The 19,264-nt window shown below is 59.4% G+C and carries 17 protein-coding genes; 13 read left to right on the forward strand and 4 right to left on the reverse strand.

What is annotated here, in order from left to right; all coding sequences use genetic code 11:
• The first annotated feature begins 59 nt into the window (after positions 1–59).
• Positions 60–2,243, forward strand: coding sequence for a beta-glucosidase family protein (locus tag ACIX8_RS08240; RefSeq protein WP_014264879.1), 2,184 nt, complete (start codon positions 60–62; stop codon positions 2,241–2,243).
• Positions 2,244–2,675: 432 nt separating this feature from the next.
• Here the strand turns inward: ACIX8_RS08240 and ACIX8_RS08245 are convergent, their stop codons facing one another.
• Positions 2,676–4,274: a DHA2 family efflux MFS transporter permease subunit gene (locus tag ACIX8_RS08245; RefSeq protein WP_014264880.1), complete on the reverse strand. Its 1,599-nt coding sequence runs from the start codon at positions 4,272–4,274 to the stop codon at positions 2,676–2,678.
• Positions 4,275–4,442: 168 nt separating this feature from the next.
• A complete protein-coding gene (locus tag ACIX8_RS08250; protein WP_014264881.1) occupies positions 4,443–5,597 on the reverse strand; it encodes an acyltransferase family protein in 1,155 nt (384 codons plus the stop codon).
• A gap of 104 nt (positions 5,598–5,701) precedes the next feature.
• Here ACIX8_RS08250 and ACIX8_RS08255 point away from each other — a divergent pair, with 104 nt between their 5' ends.
• The 12 genes from ACIX8_RS08255 to ACIX8_RS08300 all read left to right on the forward strand — a co-directional run bounded on the left by ACIX8_RS08255 (position 5,702) and on the right by ACIX8_RS08300 (position 15,032).
• Positions 5,702–6,973 carry an MFS transporter gene (locus ACIX8_RS08255; RefSeq protein WP_014264882.1) on the forward strand — a complete coding sequence of 424 codons (1,272 nt, stop codon included), beginning with the start codon at positions 5,702–5,704 and terminating at the stop codon, positions 6,971–6,973.
• Positions 6,974–7,092: 119 nt separating this feature from the next.
• The gene (gene dnaK, locus ACIX8_RS08260) at positions 7,093–9,006 is read left to right on the forward strand and encodes a molecular chaperone DnaK (protein ID WP_014264883.1); all 1,914 of its coding nucleotides are present in this window, start codon (positions 7,093–7,095) and stop codon (positions 9,004–9,006) included.
• A gap of 201 nt (positions 9,007–9,207) precedes the next feature.
• Positions 9,208–9,468, forward strand: coding sequence for a hypothetical protein (locus ACIX8_RS08265; RefSeq protein WP_223295487.1), 261 nt, complete (start codon positions 9,208–9,210; stop codon positions 9,466–9,468).
• Between the two features lie 88 nt (positions 9,469–9,556).
• The gene (locus tag ACIX8_RS08270; RefSeq protein ID WP_014264885.1) at positions 9,557–9,976 is read left to right on the forward strand and encodes a hypothetical protein; all 420 of its coding nucleotides are present in this window, start codon (positions 9,557–9,559) and stop codon (positions 9,974–9,976) included.
• Between the two features lie 38 nt (positions 9,977–10,014).
• Entirely contained in the window at positions 10,015–10,914 is a 900-nt protein-coding gene (locus tag ACIX8_RS08275) for an Fpg/Nei family DNA glycosylase (protein WP_014264886.1), read from the forward strand.
• 24 nt (positions 10,915–10,938) lie between these two features.
• Complete coding sequence (locus ACIX8_RS25145; RefSeq protein WP_014264887.1) at positions 10,939–11,217, forward strand: type II toxin-antitoxin system RelE/ParE family toxin; 279 nt, start codon at positions 10,939–10,941, stop codon at positions 11,215–11,217.
• A complete protein-coding gene (locus tag ACIX8_RS08280; RefSeq protein ID WP_150110530.1) occupies positions 11,183–11,545 on the forward strand; it encodes a HigA family addiction module antitoxin in 363 nt (120 codons plus the stop codon). Before ACIX8_RS25145 ends, ACIX8_RS08280 begins: the two co-directional genes overlap by 35 nt.
• Positions 11,546–11,553: 8 nt before the next feature.
• Positions 11,554–12,765, forward strand: coding sequence for a DnaJ C-terminal domain-containing protein (locus tag ACIX8_RS08285; RefSeq protein ID WP_014264889.1), 1,212 nt, complete (start codon positions 11,554–11,556; stop codon positions 12,763–12,765).
• 18 nt (positions 12,766–12,783) lie between these two features.
• Positions 12,784–13,062, forward strand: coding sequence for a BrnT family toxin (locus ACIX8_RS26490; RefSeq protein WP_223295488.1), 279 nt, complete (start codon positions 12,784–12,786; stop codon positions 13,060–13,062).
• Positions 13,052–13,276 carry a hypothetical protein gene (locus ACIX8_RS08290; protein ID WP_014264891.1) on the forward strand — a complete coding sequence of 75 codons (225 nt, stop codon included), beginning with the start codon at positions 13,052–13,054 and terminating at the stop codon, positions 13,274–13,276. The genes ACIX8_RS26490 and ACIX8_RS08290 overlap by 11 nt, the downstream gene beginning before the upstream one ends.
• Positions 13,276–13,656 (forward strand): MerR family transcriptional regulator, encoded by a 381-nt coding sequence (locus ACIX8_RS08295; RefSeq protein ID WP_014264892.1) that lies wholly within the window; start codon positions 13,276–13,278, stop codon positions 13,654–13,656. The genes ACIX8_RS08290 and ACIX8_RS08295 overlap by 1 nt, the downstream gene beginning before the upstream one ends.
• A 194-nt stretch (positions 13,657–13,850) precedes the next feature.
• Entirely contained in the window at positions 13,851–15,032 is a 1,182-nt protein-coding gene (locus ACIX8_RS08300) for a glycosyltransferase (RefSeq protein WP_014264893.1), read from the forward strand.
• Positions 15,033–15,103: 71 nt separating this feature from the next.
• On the opposite strand, the gene ACIX8_RS08305 is transcribed toward ACIX8_RS08300, so the two are convergent.
• Positions 15,104–17,098, reverse strand: coding sequence for an ArnT family glycosyltransferase (locus tag ACIX8_RS08305; protein ID WP_150110531.1), 1,995 nt, complete (start codon positions 17,096–17,098; stop codon positions 15,104–15,106).
• Between the two features lie 50 nt (positions 17,099–17,148).
• Entirely contained in the window at positions 17,149–19,146 is a 1,998-nt protein-coding gene (locus ACIX8_RS08310) for an ArnT family glycosyltransferase (protein WP_014264895.1), read from the reverse strand.
• Positions 19,147–19,264: the final 118 nt, after the last annotated feature.

The raw sequence follows: 19,264 nt of genomic DNA on the forward strand, positions 1-19,264 counted from the left end.
CAAACGGTTATCCTTTGTTGAAACAAATTCTGTAGGATCAGGCGTCAGGAGAAAAAAGGATGAGGATTCGATTTACCGCAACAGCTGTATTCACTGCAGCGATGCTCTGCACCACAACGGGTCTGCTGGGAGCACAGCAGAAGTCCGTAGACAAATCGCAGCCGTGGATGAATCCTCAACTGTCTCCCGAAAAACGAGCCGAACTTGTCCTGCAGCAGATGACGTTCGACGAGAAGATCTCCATGCTGCATGGCGAGGGCATGGCGGGCTCGAAGAATCTGCATCCGGAGTTCCAAAAGGTGCATGAACTCTTCAACGGAGGGGCCGGCCTCGTCATCACGCCTACCCGGCTTGGCATCCCGATGATCCAGATGAGCGACGCAGCCTATGGCGTGCGCGACAGCGCGATGAATGGCCGTTACTCGACGGCGCTGCCCTCGAACCTGGCCTCGGCTGCAAGCTGGGACCCTCAAGCTGCCTGCAGCTACGGCACCCTGATCGGCCGCGAGCTTCGCGCCCAGGGCTACAACATGACGCTAGGCGGCGGCGTGAATCTGACCCGCGAGCCGCGCAACGGACGCACCTTTGAGTACATGGGCGAAGATCCCGTGCTGGCCGGAACGCTGGTCGGCAATCGCATTCGCTGCGAGGGCGCGCAGCATGTCATCTCGGACATCAAGCACTACGCGATGAACGACCAGGAGAGTGGCCGACAGGAGATCGACGCCCGGATCGGCGAACGAGCCCTCCGCGAGAGCGATCTGCTGGCCTTCCAGATTGGCGTCAAGACCGGCCATCCGGACGCCGTGATGTGCAGCTACAACGGCGTCAACGGCGACTACGCGTGCGAAAACCGCTACCTGCTGACCGACGTGTTGAAGAAGGAGTGGAACTTCCCGGGCTTCGTCGTCTCCGACTGGGGTGGAACGCACAGCACGGAGAAGGCCTCCGCCGCCGGGCTGGACAATGAAGAGGAGTGGGCGAGCTTTTATGGCGACTCGTTGAAGGCTGCCGTGCAGGCCGGGCGTGTGCCTATGACTGAGATTGACGATCATGTCCGCCGCATCCTGTGGGCGGAGTTCGCCAGCGGGATCGTCGACGACCCGCCGCGGAAGGGAGTCGTCGATGTGCAGGCAGGCTTCGACACCTCGCGGCATATCGCCGAACAGGGATCGGTACTGCTGCGCAACGAGCGGAATCTGCTTCCGCTGGACTCGGCCAAGCTCCAGTCGGTTGCGGTCATTGGCTTTCATGCGGACACCGGCATGATCTCGGGCGGAGGTTCGGCGCAGGTTGATGCTCCGGGCGATCAGGCTGGTGGAGAGTGGAAGCGCAAGGTCTGGTTCCCGACCTCTCCCCTGGAGGCGTTGCGGGCCAAGGCTCCTGGAGCGAAGTTCAGCTTTGTCTCCGGAGAGAACATCGCCCAGGCCGTGGCCCAGGCCAAGGCTGCAGACGTAGCCGTGGTCTTCGCCTGGCAGTGGGAGGCCGAGGACTTCGACCTGCCGAACCTGTCGCTACCCAATGAGCAGGACAAGCTGATCGAAGCAGTCACCGCTGCTAACCCTCGTACGGTAGTCGTATTGGAGACCGGTACTGCCGTGACCATGCCCTGGCTGGAGAAGACGGGTGCCGTTCTGGAGGCGTGGTTTGCCGGATCGAAGGGCGCGGATGCCGTTGCGAACCTGCTCTTTGGCGACGTAAACCCCAGCGGCAAGCTGCCGATGACCTTCCCTCGGAGCGAGGCCGACCTGCCGCGTCCGACGGTCGCCAAGCCGCCTGCCGGATCTAAGAATGGAACGCTCTCCTTCAAGGTGGACTATAGCGAGGGAGTTAAGGTCGGCTACAAGTGGTACGACGCCGAGCACAAGCCGGTGCTCTTTCCGTTCGGCTTCGGGTTGTCCTACACGAGCTACAGCTATTCAGGGTTGACTGTTTCGCCGGACGGTTCCAGCGTCAGTTTCACGGTAGCCAATACCGGGCACAGGGCCGGGGCTGAGATCGCAGAGGTCTACGCGTCGCTGCCCGAGTCGGCAGGGGAGCCGCCGAAGCGGTTGATCGGCTGGCAGAAGGTTGAACTGGCTGCGGGTGAGAGCAAGTTCATTCGTCTGGCAATTGATCCCACCTATCTCTCGATCTGGGATGAGGTTGCCAAGAAGTTTGTGCGGCCTTCAGGAAGCTATCGGGTGATGGTTGGCGGTTCGTCGGCGGAGCTGCCGCTGACGAAGGAGATCAGCCTGCAGTAAGTGATTACGAAGCCGAGCTCCTTTGGAGTTCGGCTCCGTATCCTTTTCTCCTAAGCTATTCGCAAAGCTCTAGGTCGTGTCTGATAAATCGGAGATAGAGCGAAACCAAACTCGTTGCACGCATAGCTTTGTTCTTCGTTTCCCCACAGAATCGTCATCCTGAGCGGAGCGTCCCAGCTTTTGGGGACGCGGAGTCGAAGGACCCCGAGGGGTGACCTCTTGCCTATGCCCTTTGGAGCTTTTCTACCTCGAGCGCTCGTGCCTGAACTCTCGTGCGGGAAAAGATCCCGACCTTCTGGGTGAGATCAAGTCCTTCGGGGTCCTTCGACTGCGCACCTCGCAAAAAACGCGAGGCGCTACGCTCAGGATGACGTCTCTGTGGGTGGAACAAAATATCTGATTTGTTGTTGTCCCCGATTCGTCGGGCACTACTTAATGCGCCCCGGCAGGTGGTTTGCCCGGCTTCACCTTCTTGAAGAACCACACGATGATCACGCAGAAGAAGCAAAGCAGCGAAAGCCAGCGGAAGACGTCAACGTAAGCCCAGCTTGAAGCTTGCTGTCCAAGTTGCTGATATAAAGTGGCTTGTGCTGGATGGGATGCGTTTGCTGGGCCGTACGCTCCGGTCAGGGCCTGCGTGGTGTTGTGGAGTGAGTTCTGGAACTGCTGGCCGCTACGCGGCACATAGTTGGTGATCTCGCTCTGGTGAACGGCGGCCCGCCGTGTCAGCAGGGTGGTGGCGATGGAGATGCCGATCGAGCCACCTACGTTACGCATCAGGTTGAAGAGACCGCTGGCATTTCCGATCTGTTCGTTCTTGAGCGTGCCATAGGCCGCCGTGCTGATCGGCACAAAGACAAAGCTCAATCCGAACCCGGTGATGAGAATCGGCAGGAAGAGCGTGGTGGGCGAGACCTGAAGCGTAATCGAACCGAAGTACAGGGTCGTGAGGCCGAAGGTCAGAAAGCCGAAGGTCAGCAGGTAGCGTGGATCGACCTTGTTGGAGAGGTAGCCGATCACGGGCATACCGCAGATAGCTCCGAGGCCTCTAGGGGCGACGACGAGACCGGCGGTGAACGCCGTGTAGCCGAGCAGTTCCTGATAAAACAGCGGCAGAACCGTGACCGTGGAATAGATGCCGATGCCGAACATGAAGATGAGGATCGAACCCAGTAGAAAGTTCCGGTCTTTGAGGACGCGGAGATCGACCAGCGGATCTTTCTTGAACCACGACTGGTAGCAGAACCAGACGAAGGCTATGACCATGGCGAGGAACGCCCAGCGTACCCAAAGCGCTCCAAACCAGTCGACCTCCTGGCCCTTGTCAAGGATGATCTGAAGGCAGCCGGTCCAGACGATAAGGGTTCCGAAGCCGATATTGTCAAAGGCAGGAACCTTTGCATTCTTGATATACGGCGGATCCTGAATGTAACGGTTAATCATGTAGAGGGCCAACGCGCCCACGGGAATATTGATGTAGAAGGCATAACGCCAGGAGTAGGTATCGGTCAGCCAGCCACCGAGGGTGGGTCCAAGAACCGGCGCCACGACCACTCCGAAGGCGAAGACGGCCATGGCGACGCCACGTTTGCGAGGCGGAAAGCTTTCGAGCAGGATGGCCTGTGAGAGGGGCTGGAGAGCGCCGCCACCAGCTCCCTGGATGACGCGGGCCACCAGCATGAGGGCCAGGGTGGGGGCGGCTCCGCAGGCAAAGCTGGCGGCCGTGAAGATGGCGACGCAGCTCATGAGGAAGCGCTTGCGGCCAAAGCGCAGGGAAAACCAGTTGGACGCCGGGAGGATGATGGCATTCGCCACCAGGTAGCTGGTGAGCACCCAGGTGGCTTCGTCGTTGGAGGCTGAGAGCGAGCCGGCAATATAGGGCAGCGCGACAGAGGCGATGGCGGTGTCGAGCACCTCCATAAAGGTGGCGAGCATGACCGCGGCGGCGATCAGCCACGGGTTTACACCCTTCGTCACACTCAGGGTATCTGGCTGCGTGGATGCGGCGTCGGCTGTTGCGGCGGCGGCCATACTGTTGATCGTGCTCCAGGGGAAGAGTCGAAACAGGCTGCAAGCGTTGCAGCTTCAGGGTTGGATGCCATGCAGCGAAAGGGGTTGTGATGCCCCGAACGATGATCGCTCATGAAGCGTATTAAAACGGGGGCCGATAAAGCTTAAGGAAAACTTGAAGAAGAGATCTTACTCGATTGCGACAGGAGGTTTCATGGGGAAGTGCCGTTTGAGCCGCAGGAAGGGCAGTTCCAGGAGGTGGAACGAGATCCATGAGATCAACAGCGTAGCTGAAAAAGCCAGGATAAGTTTGGTGACCAGATAGCGTTGGTCTGAGTTCGAGTGAGTCAAATGGCGGGTGATGGAGCTATAGGTCGGCTGCAGCAGGATGTGGAAGACGTAAAAGCCGTAGCTGATGCGGCCGATGAATCGCAGAGGTGCTGTCGAACAAAGGCTACGTGGAACGCCATTGCGCAGAAGGAGAGCGATAGCCGCGGCAGCCGCCAGGCTGAATGCAGGAAGGCCCAGAACAAACTGCAGGTTGGAGATGAGCATGAAGCTGTGGGAGCTGAGGCTGGAGAAGAGGTAAAGCGCAAGCCCGACGAAGAAGGCAGGCATCGCGAGCCGTTCGATCAGTGCCTTTTCCGGGCCTCGCCAGGCGATGGCCAGGTAGGCGCCGAGGGCAAAGGCTCCGGCGTGAACCAGGAGGAAATCTCTGAAAGAGTAGGCCACCTGACCCGAGACCAGGGGAAGCCCATAGATCGCGATTCGAAAGGCAGCCGAGACCGCGAACGTCCAAAGACTGAGCCAGAAGGCCCCGCGGCGGCTGCGAACGGTTAGCAGGAGGAGGGGCCAGAGTAGATAGAACTGCTCTTCCACCGCCATGCTCCATAGATGGTAGAGCGACAGTGGAGTTGGGATCGATTGGACAAGGTCCTCCAGCCTCGGAAGATTCTGCAGAAAAAAGACATAGATGGCAAACGGCCAAACGAGATGAACATTGCGCCAGGCAACAATCAGGCCCAGGGCGCTCAGCGCGAGGGCTGTGTAGTACAGGGGGAAGATGCGCAGCAGGCGGCGGGTGTAGAAGTTGCGGCGCCAGTGCTGGTTGCCCCTGGAATCCCACAGGCTCCCCGTGATGAGAAACCCTGAGAGGGTAAAGAACACTACGACTCCGATCCATCCGGAGGAGGAGAAGTAGCCGAAGAGGCGAATGGCAAGATGCGGTGATTTAAGCCCGCCACCGTAGTGGAAGAAGAACACCAGCATGACCGCAATGCCGCGCAAACCATCGAGCGCGGGGTCGCGATGCGCTGTGGGGTCGGATGGCTGCCTCGTGGTCACTGTTGGCAAGCGTAGAGAGTGCTGCGACGAGAGTCAAACGGGGCAGGGTCAAGAGATCCGGAAGATCGTGACCACGGACGAAGCGGCATGGTAGGTTCGGAGGAATGAACGAGATCGAAGCGGTGGGTGTAGGTGTCCTGGCAGGCACGGCACCCGGTGAAGAAGGGCGAACCAGCGAGCGGCCCTGGCTGTTTGGTTTGCTGGTCGCGCCGATGGCGGTGCTGGCGAACGGCATCATCCAGGGAGTGCTGTCGTTCCTGATGCGGCGGCAGGGCGTAGGCGTAGGGCGGAGTTCGGAGATTATCTCGCTGCTCATTCTGCCGCAGACGATCTACTTTCTCTGGAGCCCGATTACGGACTTCCTGATGCGGCGGCGGACCTGGCTGATGATGGGTTCGGTAGCAGCAGGCGTTCTGATGGCGCTCGCGTTCCATCAGAAGAACCTGGCGTCGCATACGGCGGTAGCGGTGCTGTTTCTCAGTGCCTGCTGCGGGCAGTTGGTGGTTTCAGGTTGCGGCGGCATGATGGGAGCCCTACGGATCGAGCGGTCGCGGCGGATCGCGGGCAGCTTTTATCAGGGTGGATCGCTGGCGTTCGGGGCGATCGCCATCTTCGTGCTGGCCATGCTGGCCGAGAGGATGGGGCAGGGGATGCTTGGCATTGTGGCCGGAGCGCTGATCGCGGTGCCCTCGTTGTTGGCCTTGGCAGCTCCCGAGCAGAAGCTGATTACGACGGAGCGGCTGGGGCAGACGATCGGCAGGATTGGAAGCGAGTTCAAGAACACGTTCTGGCGCTGGAAGGCGATTCCTTACACGCTGACGATGCTGTTTCCCATTGCCAGCGGGTCGGCGATCGGGTTGCTTCCCAGTGTGGCGCAGGACTATGGGGTGAACGTCCATCAGATGGCGTGGATGAACGGAGTCGCCGGAGCCCTGCTGATGGCTGCCGGGTCGCTGGCCGCGACACTGATTCCGGCACGGATTCGGGCTTCCGTAGGGTATCTGACGGTAGCACTGATCAATGCCGCGACCCTGGGAATCCTGTGGCTGGGACCACAGCGGCCTACTACCTATTACCTGGGAGTGACGCTCTATCTGTTTACGATCGGTACCTGCTATGCGATGTTCACGGCGGTGGTGCTCGAATTTCTGGGGTATTCGGGCAAGAGCGGCAGCGGAAGATACTCGATCATCAATTCGCTGGGGAATGTGCCGGTTGCTTATATGACCGCGCTGGACGGCTGGGGTGGAAATCGATGGGGAGCTCGAGGACTTTCGGGCACCGAGGCAGTCGCCGGGGCGGTGGGAGCGTCCATCCTTTTAGCGTATTTTTTGACGCGAAAGACTCAGACGGCAGAGGTACTTATCGCTCCTTGAGGATTGTGCAACCAAAGACGGTAATTCTCATCATATAAGTTGACAGTAAGTCACTCACATGCGAGCATGGTGAGGGTCAAAAGGATTTTCGGGCTACGGCCCATACAGGGGACAGGATTATGGGAAAGATTATCGGTATTGATCTTGGAACAACAAATAGCTGCGTTGCCGTGATGGAAGGCGGCGAGCCGAAGGTAATTGCCAACGAAGAGGGCGGACGCACAACACCGTCGATCGTGGCGTTTACCAAGAGCGGCGAGCGGTTGGTAGGCCAGGTCGCGAAGCGGCAGGCAATTACCAACCCGGAGAATACGGTTTACTCCATCAAGCGTTTTATGGGCCGTCGCGCGAACGAAGTGAACGACGAGATGCGGATGGTTCCGTACAAGGTCGTTCCGCAGGGCGATCACCTGGCCGTGCTGGCACAGGGCAAGGAGTACACCGCGCCTGAGGTTTCGGCGATGATTCTGCAGAAGCTGAAGAAGGCTGCGGAAGACTACCTTGGCACCAGCGTGACCGAGGCCGTCATCACCGTTCCGGCGTACTTCAACGACGCGCAGCGGCAGGCCACCAAGGACGCCGGCAAGATCGCCGGTCTCGATGTGAAGCGCATCGTCAACGAGCCGACGGCGGCAGCTTTGGCCTACGGTCTCGACAAGAAGAAGGACGAGACGATTGCGGTCTATGACTTCGGCGGCGGTACGTTCGACGTCTCGATTCTCGAAGTGGGCGATGGCGTGATCGAGGTGAAATCGACCAATGGCGATACGCACCTGGGCGGTGACAATCTCGACCAGCGCATCGTGGACTGGCTCATCTCGGAGTTCAAAAGCGAGAGCGGTCTGGACCTGAGCTCGAAGGGCAATGAGATGGCCCTGCAGCGCCTGAAGGATGCCGCGGAGCGCGCCAAGATTGAGCTTTCGACCGCGCAGGAGACAGAGATCAACCTGCCGTTCATTACGGCTGACGCCAGCGGACCGAAGCATCTGGTTCGCACGCTGAGCCGCGCCAAGCTGGAGTCGCTGGTTGACGATCTGCTGCAGAAGTCGGTTGGACCCTGCAAGCAGGCTCTGAAGGATGCCGGTATCGACGCGTCGAAGATCGACGAGGTCGTTCTGGTCGGTGGTCAGACCCGCATGCCGAAGATCCAGCAGTTGGTGAAGGAGCTGTTCGGCAAAGAGCCGCACAAGGGCGTGAACCCTGACGAAGTCGTCGCGATCGGTGCGGCGGTGCAGGCAGGCGTGCTCGCAGGCGATGTCAAGGACCTGCTGCTGCTCGATGTGACTCCTCTGACCTTGTCGATTGAGACGATGGGCGGCGTGGCGACGGGAATGATTCCGCGCAACACGACCATCCCGACCAAGAAGACGGAGACCTTCTCGACGGCTGCGGACAACCAGACTGAGGTTGAGGTTCACGTCCTGCAGGGCGAGCGTCCGATGGCGAACCAGAACCGTACGCTGGGCAAGTTCAAGCTGAGCGGAATTCCTTCGGCTCCGCGTGGCGTGCCGCAGATCGAGGTCACCTTCGACATCGATGCGAACGGCATCCTGAATGTGACGGCGAAAGACAACGCGACCGGCAAGGACCAGAAGATCACGATCACGAGCTCTTCGGGTCTGAGCAAGGAAGAGGTTGAGCGCATGGCGAAGGAAGCCGAGGCGCACGCTGCCGAGGACAAGGAAGCCAAGGAGAAGATCGAAGCCCGCAATCAGCTCGACTCGATGGTTTACAACGTCGAGAAGATGCTGAAGGACGGCGGCGAGAAGGTGGATGCTGCGGACAAGGGCGATGTTGAAACTGCCCTGGCCGACGCGAAGACCACGCTTACGGGCGATCCTGGCGCGACTGAGCTGAACGCAGCACGCGAACGCCTGACCACGGCAAGCCACAAGCTGGCCGAGGCTCTGTACAAGGCAAACGCTGCGGGCGCTCCGACCGACGGCGGTGCTGCCGCGGCGGGCACAGCGGACGAGCCGAAGAAGGACGAAGGCGTGATCGATGCGGAATATGTCGACACGGATCACAAGTAACGCATCGAACTAATTGTGGGTGTTGCGCGTAATAGGAGGAGGAGCTTCGAAGCTGGAGTCTCCTCCTCTGTTATTTCGTGAAAGGTGTGGGGGAAGATTCCCCATTGAAATAGTCGAATCGATTGCGCAGATTTGGTGTCTTATTAGGTGGAGCTTAATGGCGTGAGGCAAATGTCTCACGAGGTGGAAAGGGGTGCCGCGATGACGAACCAGGGAGCAAACGACGACAGACGCGACGAAGTTTGGCAGGGAATGGTCAATTGGGACCTCGGTGTGGGTGGCGGAAGCCACGTAAGTCCCATCCTGTGGCGCTGCGACGCCCTGCGTGCAGGAAAGCTCTATAACCGCAGTATGTTCGGCACACGCGAAGAGGCGGAGCAGTTCGCGCAGCGCATGCGCGAGGCCGAGCCGGACCAGATCTTCAGCGTGGAGTCGATCCGGGCCAGCCAGGTGTGGAACTAAGGCCAGAAGTTGTAGCATCATGGGCCGCGCCTCTGCGGGTTTCTGACGCGAGGTCGCGGCCCTCGCTGCATCTGAGCAAGGAACATAGATGAAGACTAAGGACGAGAGCTACGTTTTAGATTTATGTGATCTGGTACTTACTCATGAATCTAGCAGGCAGCACCGTTTCGCCTTTCTTCTTGGTGATACCGGACGTAGATTGCCAGTAGACGCCTACTATTCGACCCTCAATCTAGTTATTGAGTTTTATGAGCGCCAGCATTATGAAGAAGTTCGGTTTTTCGACAAGCCAGAGAAGTTGACATGTAGTGGCGTTACTCGAAGAGAGCAACGAAAGCTTTATGACCAGCGTAGGAGAGACATACTTCCTTTACATGGCATTGAGCTAATTGTTTTGTCAGTGCAACAATTTCGTCACGACACACGAAAACGCCTAATACGTAACCACATCGAAGATGAAAAGTTGATTCGCCGTGAACTAGCTCAATACCTTGCTGTCTCAAACTAGTATTCGGTTGAAGTATTAAACAAAGGTCGGAGATTTCGATGCCTGAAGGAAATGAAATCCATCGCTGGGCCGAGCGGCACACCACCGCATTCGTCGGAAAAAAGATGCACGTAGAGGCTCCGAACGGCCGCTTTCGAGAGGCCGATGTGCTCGATGGACGCAAGCTGGAACGCGTGATGGCGAAGGGTAAGCACCTGGGCTATGTCTTCGGCAAAGATCGCATTCTGCATGTGCACCTGGGACGCTACGGAGACTGGACCGAGGGCCAGATGCCTCTGCCGGAGGAGCGCGGCGCGTTGCGGGTTCGGATGTGGCCCGTGGGAGCAAAGGCTCGCAAGGATGCAGCGGAGGCCAGCACACGGCACGGATGGTACTCAAGCGACGATGGATCGAATCCGACGCCACCGGAGGAGATCGACTGGCTGGAGTTGCGCGGAGCTTCGGACTGCAGCTTGTGGACGGATGCCCAGTGGGAGACGCTACTCGCAAGGCTTGGGCCGGACCCGCTGGACGGTGACGATCCGAAGCCGGCGTTTGAGCACATTGCGAAGGCGAAGACGCCGATCGGTGTCTTGTTGATGCAGCAGGATGTGCTCTCCGGCATTGGCAACATCTACCGTGCGGAGCTGTTGTTTCGCGCGCGGCTGAGTCCTTTTGTGGAAGGCCGGACGGTGCCTATGAAGACTCTGCAGGCGATGTGGAAGGATTCGATTCCCTTGCTGCGCGCTGGGATGATCGATCGCCGCATTGTGACGACGAAGCCGAAGGATCGTCCGCACAAGACGGGGAAGCCGCTGAAAGAAGAGGCGCACTACGTCTACCGGCGGCATGGGAAGCCTTGCTTTGTCTGCGGGACGAAGGTTTTGCGCAAGGATGTGGCGGGCCGAACGTTGTATTGGTGCCCGGTATGTCAGGCGGATGCAACGCTCAGCGTATAACGTGGAGCGTGATATGCTGAGCGTGTGATCCGTTCTTTCAAAAGCGACGAGGCGGAAAAGATATTTAACCGTATTCACAGCAAACGGTTTGCTTCGCTGGAGAGGGTTATCTTCAGGAAATTGAGATCGATCCACAGAGCAGCTGCACTGGGAGACTTAACCAATCCCCCCGGAAACAGACTGGAGGCTCTTCGTGGAGACCGTGCAGGTCAGTACAGTATCCGGATCAACGAGCAATGGAGAATCTGCTTCGAATGGAGAGAGAATCATGCGTATGAAGTCGAAATCGTCGACTACCACTAAGCGGGCGAAGCGACTGGCCCCTCTCCATCCCGGTGAGATGCTGCGGGAAGAGTTTATGGTGCCACTCGGCCTTAGCGCGAATGCTGTAGCGTTGGCCGTTCGAGTGCCAACTACACGCATTACGGAGATTCTTAATGGACGTCGCGGTATCACAGCCGATACAGCGTTAAGACTTGCGAGGCTCTTCCGCATGACCCCCGAGTATTGGATGGGACTGCAAATCGACTATGACCTCGATGTGGCAATGGATCAAATAGAGGAAGATATTGACCGCGATATTCATCCACTGCCGATAGATGAAGCAACAGGATCACTGAAGGCGGCTTAAGAAGACTTATGGCGACACCGACTAAGGATTATTACGGCACGCTTGGCGTGAAGAAGACAGCGACGACGGACGAGATCCGCAAGGCGTTTCGCAAACTCGCGCGCAAATATCATCCGGATGTAAACCCCGGCGACAAAAAGGCCGAGGAGAAGTTCAAAGAGATCTCCGAAGCCAACGATGTGTTGAGCGAGGAGAAGAAGCGCAAGATCTACGATCAGGTCGGCTTCTACTCGGATAACATCGACCCGGCGACGGCGGAGGCCTATGCCCGGGGCGGTGGTGGCGGAGGTGCGCAGGCCGGCGGTGGGCAGGGTGTGCCGTTCGACTTTGGAGGTTTTGACTTCTCCGGTTTCCAGGGCGGCAGCCGCGCGTCGCGCGCGGAGAGCGAGGGCTTTGGCGGAAGCTTCCGCGACGTGTTCAGCGGGATGTTCAACGGAGGCCGTCAGCCACGTGGACCGCAGCCGGGGACCGATCTCGAGTACCAGGTGGAGATCGACTTCTGGACGGCGATTCGCGGCGGCGTGACGCGGCTGGAGATTCAGCGCCAGGAGCAGTGCCCAACCTGCAAGGGCCGCGCGGTCGTAGGCGGCAGCATGGAGTGCCCTGAATGCCATGGCTCAGGCCAGGTCACGCAGATGGGTGGGCGGATGAAGTTCAACATCCAGTGCCCGCGCTGCGGCGGTTCCGGCAAGGTGCAGAATTCGTGCCGTACGTGCGATGGAGCGGGTGTGGTTACGAAGCGCGAACCGCTGGAGTTTCGCATCAAGCCGGGCACGCGCGATGGTCAGCGGATTCGCCTGGCAGGCAAGGGCAATGCGGGCACGGAGGGTGCGCCGGCGGGCGATCTTTATCTCATCATCAAGGTCGGCGGGCATAAGCTGTTCCAGCGCTCGGGTGACGACATCCACGTCAGTGTGCCGGTGACAGTGATGGAAGCCGCGCTGGGCGCTAAGATTGAGGTTCCGACGATCGACGGAGTGGGAACGCAATCAGGTCGTGCGCAGTTGAAGATTCCGCCGGGGACGCAGACAGGGCAGAAGCTGCGGATGCGCGAAAAGGGTGTCCCCAGTGCGACGCGCGAAGGCGAGCGCGGCGACCAGATCGTCGAGGTAAAGATCGTGGTGCCGAAGGTGCAGGATGAGCGCTCGAAGGAGATTTTGCGGGAGTTGCAGAAGCTGAATCCGGAGGACCCGCGAGAAGAGTTGCTGGCGGGGGTATGAGAACGGTTCGGTTAGATATTGGAGGAGTGCATTTCGAGTGGGACAGCGAAAAAAGCTGCCTCGAATGAACGAAAGCATGGCGTCTCGTTTCTTGAAGGAGCGACTGCTTTTGCGGACAACAACAGCCTCACGATTCCTGAGCCACTGCACTCGAACGAAGAAGACCGTTTTATCTTGATTGGAATCTCGGCTACGAGCAAACTACTAACAGTGGTACATGTGAGTCGCGGTGAAACGTATCGGATTATCCGCGCACGTAAGCCAACGCCAAAGGAAAGGAGAACCTATGAGCAATAATTTGGACCAAGAAGACGACATGTTGGATGAGTATGACTTTTCCAAGGGGGTTCGTGGCAAATATGCGAGCCAATTCAAGGATGTCAGCCGATTGGTGTCTCTTGATCCAGACGTCAAGGCGGTCTTTCCTGACTCTGAAGCGGTGAACGAGGCGTTGCGAGGCCTGATCAAAGCGCGTGGCGTTGCGGCGCACGAGCTGAAGAAAGCAAGCTGATGGCAACGAAACGTAAATCTAAGGGCGCCTACATGATCTCGGCTGTGGCCGAGATGTATGCAATCCATCCGCAGACACTCCGGCTCTATGAGCGCGAAGGCCTGTTGCGACCGTCGCGCTCGGACGGCAATACCCGGCTTTATACCGACGAGGATCTTGAACGGCTGGAGTTCATCCTGAACCTTGCGCGCGACCTGGGAGTCAATATCGCGGGGATCGCCATCGTGCTGCAGATGCGCGAGCGCATGGAGGAGATGAACCGGCAGATGCAGGGCTTCGTCGACTTCGTTCGGACGGAGATGCTGACGCGTGTGCAGCAACAGCAGGCGCAGCAGGCCGGGCTGGTGCCGTTACGCCGGAAGATCGTAAGCAAAGAGTAGCTATAGCAAATCTCCTGTAGGTGTATAGCGAAACCAAGACGCTTATGGCCGTTTTTCCCCAGAAAAACGGTGCTGCACGCCCGATTCCACTTCACAGAAACAGGAGTTTGCTCTAGAGGCAGAGCCGCGTCGCGTAGACTTAAGAGGTTTGGGCTACAGTCGATAGTCCCTCAATCTTTTCCTGGCTTGGTGCGATGAAGGTTTTGCTCCACATTCTGTTTTGGGTGGCTGCCGTAGGTTCAGTCACTTCTTCGATTTACTGCGGCATGGTGCTGGTGGCAGCGGTGCGTTTCGGTTTGAGACGCCGTCGTGAGCAGAGTGCGCCGGCGGATTTTCTGCCACCTTTGAGCGTTCTGAAGCCATTGCACGGCACTGAGCCGGGCATGGAGCGGAACATTGAGACGTTCTTTGAACAGGACTACCCGGACTTCGAGTTGCTGTTCTGCGCCCGGCAGGAGAGCGATGCCGGGTTACAGCTTGCGCGCGAGGTCGGCAAGCGTTATCCCCACATCGATGCCAAGTATGTGACCTGCGGCGAACCCATGCCGAAGTTTCATAATGCCAAGGTCTTTTCGCTGGCCAAGCTCGACTCCGTGGCCAGGAACGACAACTACATCACGAGCGATGCGGATGTGCGTGTGGCGCCGAACTATCTTCAGCGCATGGTGCAGACGCTGAAAGACCCGCATGTGGGCCTGGCCTCGTGTGTATACCTTGGTACGGCGCATGAGCATGCCAGCTTCGCCTCGCAGCTCGACGCCGTCGGTAAGAGTGTCGAGATGACCTCTGGCGTCCTTGTCGCCGACATGATTGAGGGCACGAAGTTTGCACTGGGTGCGACGATGGCAGTGCGGCGCAAGAGCTTCCAGGATGTCGGCGGCTTCAACGAACTCGGGCAGTTCTATGCCGACGACTTTGTGCTGGGCAACCGGTTGTCGGCGCAGGGAACCGGTGTCCTGCTGGCGACGCATGTCATCCGGCTGATGGTGCAGGATTCGCCCTTCTGGTTGAGCTTCCGCAATCAGCTCCGGTGGATGCAGAGCACGCGCCGGTCACGTCCATGGGGCCACTTCGGCAGCGGACTGACCTTTGCCATGCCCTTCGGTCTTCTAGGCCTCTTGTGGGGATTGCTCAGTGGCAATCCAGTGCTTGGATTGCTCTGGCTTGCGAGCTCGGTGATCAACCGCTGGCTGCAGGCGGGAACGATTCTCAACGTCATGGGAGACCCGGAGTGGATGCGTGGCGCTGCGATCTATCCGCTGCGCGACTTTCTGGGATGGACGTTGTGGCTGGGCAGCTATGGTGGCGACAACTTCTACTATCGCGGCAAGATCTACAAGCTGAAGGACGGCGGTCGCGTCGAGTCGCCAGATTAGAAAGGCAGAGTGTAGAGAATAGAGTGTAGAGAAGGACGATTTCTCTACACTCTATTCTCTACACTCTGCCTTTAGCGATTCGTGAGGATTGTCTTGCCGCCGGAGTCGGCGAAGTCGATGACCTTGCCGTGGATGCTGAGTTCCTGCTCGCGCTGCCTGGGGTTGTAGGTCAGCAGGAAGACGCGCTGAGAGCCGCCCCAGAGTTGGCGCAGGCTGGCTTCATCTTCAAAGATATGCGGCGCATCCGGCCAGAAGCTGCCGAACCAGGGTCCATTGACGTGGCCATTGACCAGCAGAACGGGCTGGTCGGTGTAGAAGAGCAGCGTGGATCCGGCGGTAAGTTCGCCGTCGATCAGGATCAGGTCGCCGGGTTTGCGCGCTGTGTTGACCGCGAGGGCGAGATCTTTCGAGCCGAGGATGGGATAGAAGCGCACGAGGCCTTCGTGTGCGGCCAGCAGAACTCCGGCCATGCTGAGAGCGACGATTAAGTTCGCTGCAAAGGTGCGTCCTCTACGGCGCAGCAGATGAGACCCAGGGCCGAGTGCGAGCATGCAGAGAGCGACCGTCCACAACGGGCCGCGGAAGAAGCCCATCGCATTGCTGGTGAGATCGAAGACATGCCCGAGAGAGAGGTTGTAGAGCGCCGGGTTCGTGCTCAACAGGGAGTTCAGATCGACGCCTGTGGCTGGAGTATGTGCGGTTGCGGCGAGGTAAGCGCATACAACGAAGAGCAGAGCGCCGAACGGAGCCAGACCCCAGAAAGAGGCTTGTAGCGCTTGCCGCTGAGTCTGATTGATGGGAGCGGGTACACCGATACTGGCGCTGAGAGGGCGGCGATCGGCAGCGGCGAGCATGCCTCCAACGAGTAGCGCCAGGGCCGGCAGTGCAGGCAGGTGGTAGTACTCCTGGCGGGAAGAGACCGTGAAGAAGCCCAGCACGATGCCAGCCCAGAGGAGCAGAGAAAGTGCGGCCTCATGGCTTCGAGCTGAGGATTGGAGTGCCGTTAGGGTGTCATAGCCCGCGGCGATATCGGAGTCGAAGCGCAGGGGAGCCTCGCGGGGCTGGCGGAGATCTCGAAAGGCATTCTTCAGAGAGCCCAGCAAAAAGGCAGACCAGGGCAGGAGCCACAGCACGAGCAGCAGCCAGAAGATCGGGCGGGGCACGTTCCCGTAGTCGTGGGGAATGCGTTTTCCCATGAAGCGCGCGACGTGCTCGTTGTAGAGATAGAACCAGGCCCATCCGGCGCGGGCGGGGAGGCCGACACCCGCAGGCATCGAGATCGCCGGATTGCGCAGCGCCACGAGGATGTGCCACGGAGCGGCGAGCAGCAGGAACAGGCCGGTCGCCGCGGGGATCTGCAGCTTCAGCAGGAGCTTCAGTTGCCGCGTGAAGAAGAGATAGAACAGGACGAAGCCGATCGGGAAGACGATTCCGATGAGCCCCTTGGTCAGCAGATCGAGCGCCATGACAGCCGCAAAGCCAAGGCTCGGAAGGAGTGCGGAGCGATCTTCTCTCAGCCGGTCGAGCGCGATCAGGAAGAGATGGACCGACAGCGTCATCCAGAGGGCGATGAGAATGTCAGGAATATAGAAGCGCGTGTAGAGGTAAGGGCCGATGGAGGTAGCCATCGCCAGGGCCCCGTAGAGACCGCCACGGTCGGGGGATTCTAGCGGGGAGACGGTGCTGAAGAGGCGGATGCCCAGCGCATAGACCGCAAACAGTAGCGCCAGCACGCCCAAGGCGAGCGGTAGCCGCGCGGCCCAGTCGTGCGGCCCGAAAAGGCGCATCGAACCGGCAGCCATCCAGTACATCAGGGGAGGCTTGTCGAAGAAGCGAATGCCGTCGATGGTGGGGGTGATGAAGTCGTGGCGCTGCAGCATCTCGCGCGCGATCTGGATGTAGACAGAGTCGACGTCATCGAGCAGACCCGGGGTGAAGAGGCCCCCGATCTGCAGCACAAGCCACGCAACCACGATCAGTCCTACGGAGTTGGGGTTCCAGCGTTTGCGTGGAGCGTGCGTTGACGACGTAGGAACTGATGCGTGGGTAAAGGTAGATTCGGTCACAGATGGCAGGTAAACGTGGCTTTCATAGTCGGCGTCTTTGACGCAGGGTGTCAATGAGAGTCTATCGTCTTCGAACCGTCAGGCGTCTCCGAATCCACAGGCTGCGGCCGGTCGAGCGGACGGTCCGTGACCAGCGCCTTGCCAGAGGTTTCGTCCAATACGATCTGCCGCTTCCCGAGGAGGCGGTCGACCTCATCGCGTTTCTCCTCCGGAACGAAGAGCAGCTTGCGCGGCCCTGTGCCCCACTGGGCGAGAAGCTGCTCGTGCGTGAGGAAGATCGGAGGAGCGTCCGGGAAGCTGCTGCCGAAGAGCATGGAGGTGCTGCGGCCATCGACGAGCAATACCTGGCGGTCGAGATAGAAGGGAATCGACGACCCGTAGGCCTGGTCTCCGTAGAGGAGAACTTCGTTCGTCGACGAGAGGTTACCGTTACGCTCCAGGCTTTGGATCCGCGCGGCGAAGTTCTGCGAGGAGAGCATGGGAGAGAACCGCACCAGCGCAATGTGGGCGGCGATGAGGAAGACGGCGGAGGTCAATGCCATGGCGAGTGTGGCCGCGACGTGTTTACGACGAACTCGCAGCATCCAGGCGCTTACCGGACCGATGGCAAAGGCCAGGGCGGCCAGGGCGGCGGGCAGTCGCAGGGCGGCGAACGAGGCCCCGGTGAGGTCGAAGAAGTGCGACATCGAGAGGGTGTAGTCGCCCACCCCGCGATGCGCGAGCAGGTCGCCGATGTCGGGGACGAAGGCCATGTGGCGCGAGGTCCAGAGGCCGAAGCCAAGTGCGATGGCGACAGCGAGGCCGATGACCGCGAAGGCCGCGTGGGCTGAGGTGATGGCGCGTCCCAGAGTGCGGTCGGTCTGTTGTTCAGCGCGGACGAGCGTCGCGGCCAGCAACATGAGCAGAGGCAGGTAGACCGGAAAGGTGTAGTACTCCTGGTTGGTGGAGAGAGAAAAGAAGAGAAGAATCAGGCCGGAGTAAAGCACAAGGAGCAGCGTGGTGCGCTGGGTCTCGGTTGTCGCCGTGAGAAGCCGAGACCTGCGCCTCCAGGCTGTAATGAGCGCGACCGGCGCAAAGAGGCTCCAGGGGAACAGCCAGACGAGGTGCAGCGACCAGTAGAGATAGCCCGGCAGCTTGTTGTAGTCGCGCGGAATGCGGCGGCCGAGGAAGCGCAGGACGTGTTCGTTAATGAAGTAGAACCAGAAGAACCCGTGCCCATTGGATCCACCCGTGTTTCGCAGGCTGGCGAGAACGTGCCAGGGAGAAGCGATCAGAAGGAACAGCAGCAGGCCGCTGAAGGGGCGCAGCTGGCGCCACTGTCTCCATTGGCCGGTAAGCGTGAGGTAGATCATGGCTACGCCGCCGACGAACACGATAGCGATCAGGCCCTTGGTGAGCACCGCAAGAGCTAGTGCAACCCAGAAGGTGTAGGCGTGCCTGCGCAAGCCTGAATCGAGTGCGCGTTGCAGCGAATACAGCCCGAGGCAGAGGAACAGCGACAGCAGGACTTCCGGAATAAAGATGCGGGTGAAGAGAAAGATGCCTGCCGAGGTGAGCGTAAAGATGCCTGTGTAGAGCGCCGTCCGGCTGTCAAAGACACGCCGCGACCAGGCATAACCCAGCAAGGCCAACCCCAGAACGGCAAGGGCGGTCGGCAGATGAACCGCGAAGGTCTCCGCGCCGAACAGTCGCAGGCTGATGGCTACGAGCCAGTAGGGCAGGGGCGGCTTTTCGAGGTAGCGGATGCCGTCGACGTGCAGCGTAACCCAATCGCCGGTGTGGACCATGGCCTGCGCGGCCTGGGCATGGGTGGCGTCGGCGTCGTCCAGAAGAGGCGGCGTCCAGAGCGATGCGGCGAAGATGGCGATCCAAAGCCCCAGCAACAGGCAAAGGTGCGGGAGGGGCCAGCGGGCGTTTTCTTGCGAATGTTTTTTGGGGGTGCCGGGTTGAAGAGAGGCGGCTCCCGGCGAATCTGTCTTTCGTTCGCTGGAGGGATATTCGGGCTGCAAAATGGCGGCGAGTGCCGGGCCTGTAAGTGAGTCGCTCATTGATTTGTTTTTGTTCTGTCGTTTTCTTTCATCTGAGCGCGCCTGAGCCTCTCATCTGTACAAGAATAGATGCTGGAACAAGTCCATCCGACGGTGGGTCTGTGCATGTATCTTGCAA

The sequence above is a fragment of the Granulicella mallensis MP5ACTX8 genome, from assembly GCF_000178955.2.
In the GTDB taxonomy this organism is placed as follows: domain Bacteria; phylum Acidobacteriota; class Terriglobia; order Terriglobales; family Acidobacteriaceae; genus Granulicella; species Granulicella mallensis.

Coding starts and splice junctions, on each gene's coding strand:
- ACIX8_RS08290 (WP_014264891.1), top strand. CDS start 13,052: ATGAGCAATAATTTGGACCAAGAAGACGACATGTTGGATGAGTATGAC.
- ACIX8_RS08285 (WP_014264889.1), top strand. CDS start 11,554: ATGGCGACACCGACTAAGGATTATTACGGCACGCTTGGCGTGAAGAAG.
- ACIX8_RS08245 (WP_014264880.1), bottom strand. CDS start 4,274: ATGGCCGCCGCCGCAACAGCCGACGCCGCATCCACGCAGCCAGATACC.
- ACIX8_RS08310 (WP_014264895.1), bottom strand. CDS start 19,146: ATGAGCGACTCACTTACAGGCCCGGCACTCGCCGCCATTTTGCAGCCC.
- ACIX8_RS08265 (WP_223295487.1), top strand. CDS start 9,208: ATGACGAACCAGGGAGCAAACGACGACAGACGCGACGAAGTTTGGCAG.
- ACIX8_RS08295 (WP_014264892.1), top strand. CDS start 13,276: ATGGCAACGAAACGTAAATCTAAGGGCGCCTACATGATCTCGGCTGTG.
- ACIX8_RS08270 (WP_014264885.1), top strand. CDS start 9,557: ATGAAGACTAAGGACGAGAGCTACGTTTTAGATTTATGTGATCTGGTA.
- ACIX8_RS08275 (WP_014264886.1), top strand. CDS start 10,015: ATGCCTGAAGGAAATGAAATCCATCGCTGGGCCGAGCGGCACACCACC.
- ACIX8_RS08240 (WP_014264879.1), top strand. CDS start 60: ATGAGGATTCGATTTACCGCAACAGCTGTATTCACTGCAGCGATGCTC.
- dnaK (WP_014264883.1), top strand. CDS start 7,093: ATGGGAAAGATTATCGGTATTGATCTTGGAACAACAAATAGCTGCGTT.
- ACIX8_RS08280 (WP_150110530.1), top strand. CDS start 11,183: ATGCGTATGAAGTCGAAATCGTCGACTACCACTAAGCGGGCGAAGCGA.
- ACIX8_RS08300 (WP_014264893.1), top strand. CDS start 13,851: ATGAAGGTTTTGCTCCACATTCTGTTTTGGGTGGCTGCCGTAGGTTCA.
- ACIX8_RS08255 (WP_014264882.1), top strand. CDS start 5,702: ATGAACGAGATCGAAGCGGTGGGTGTAGGTGTCCTGGCAGGCACGGCA.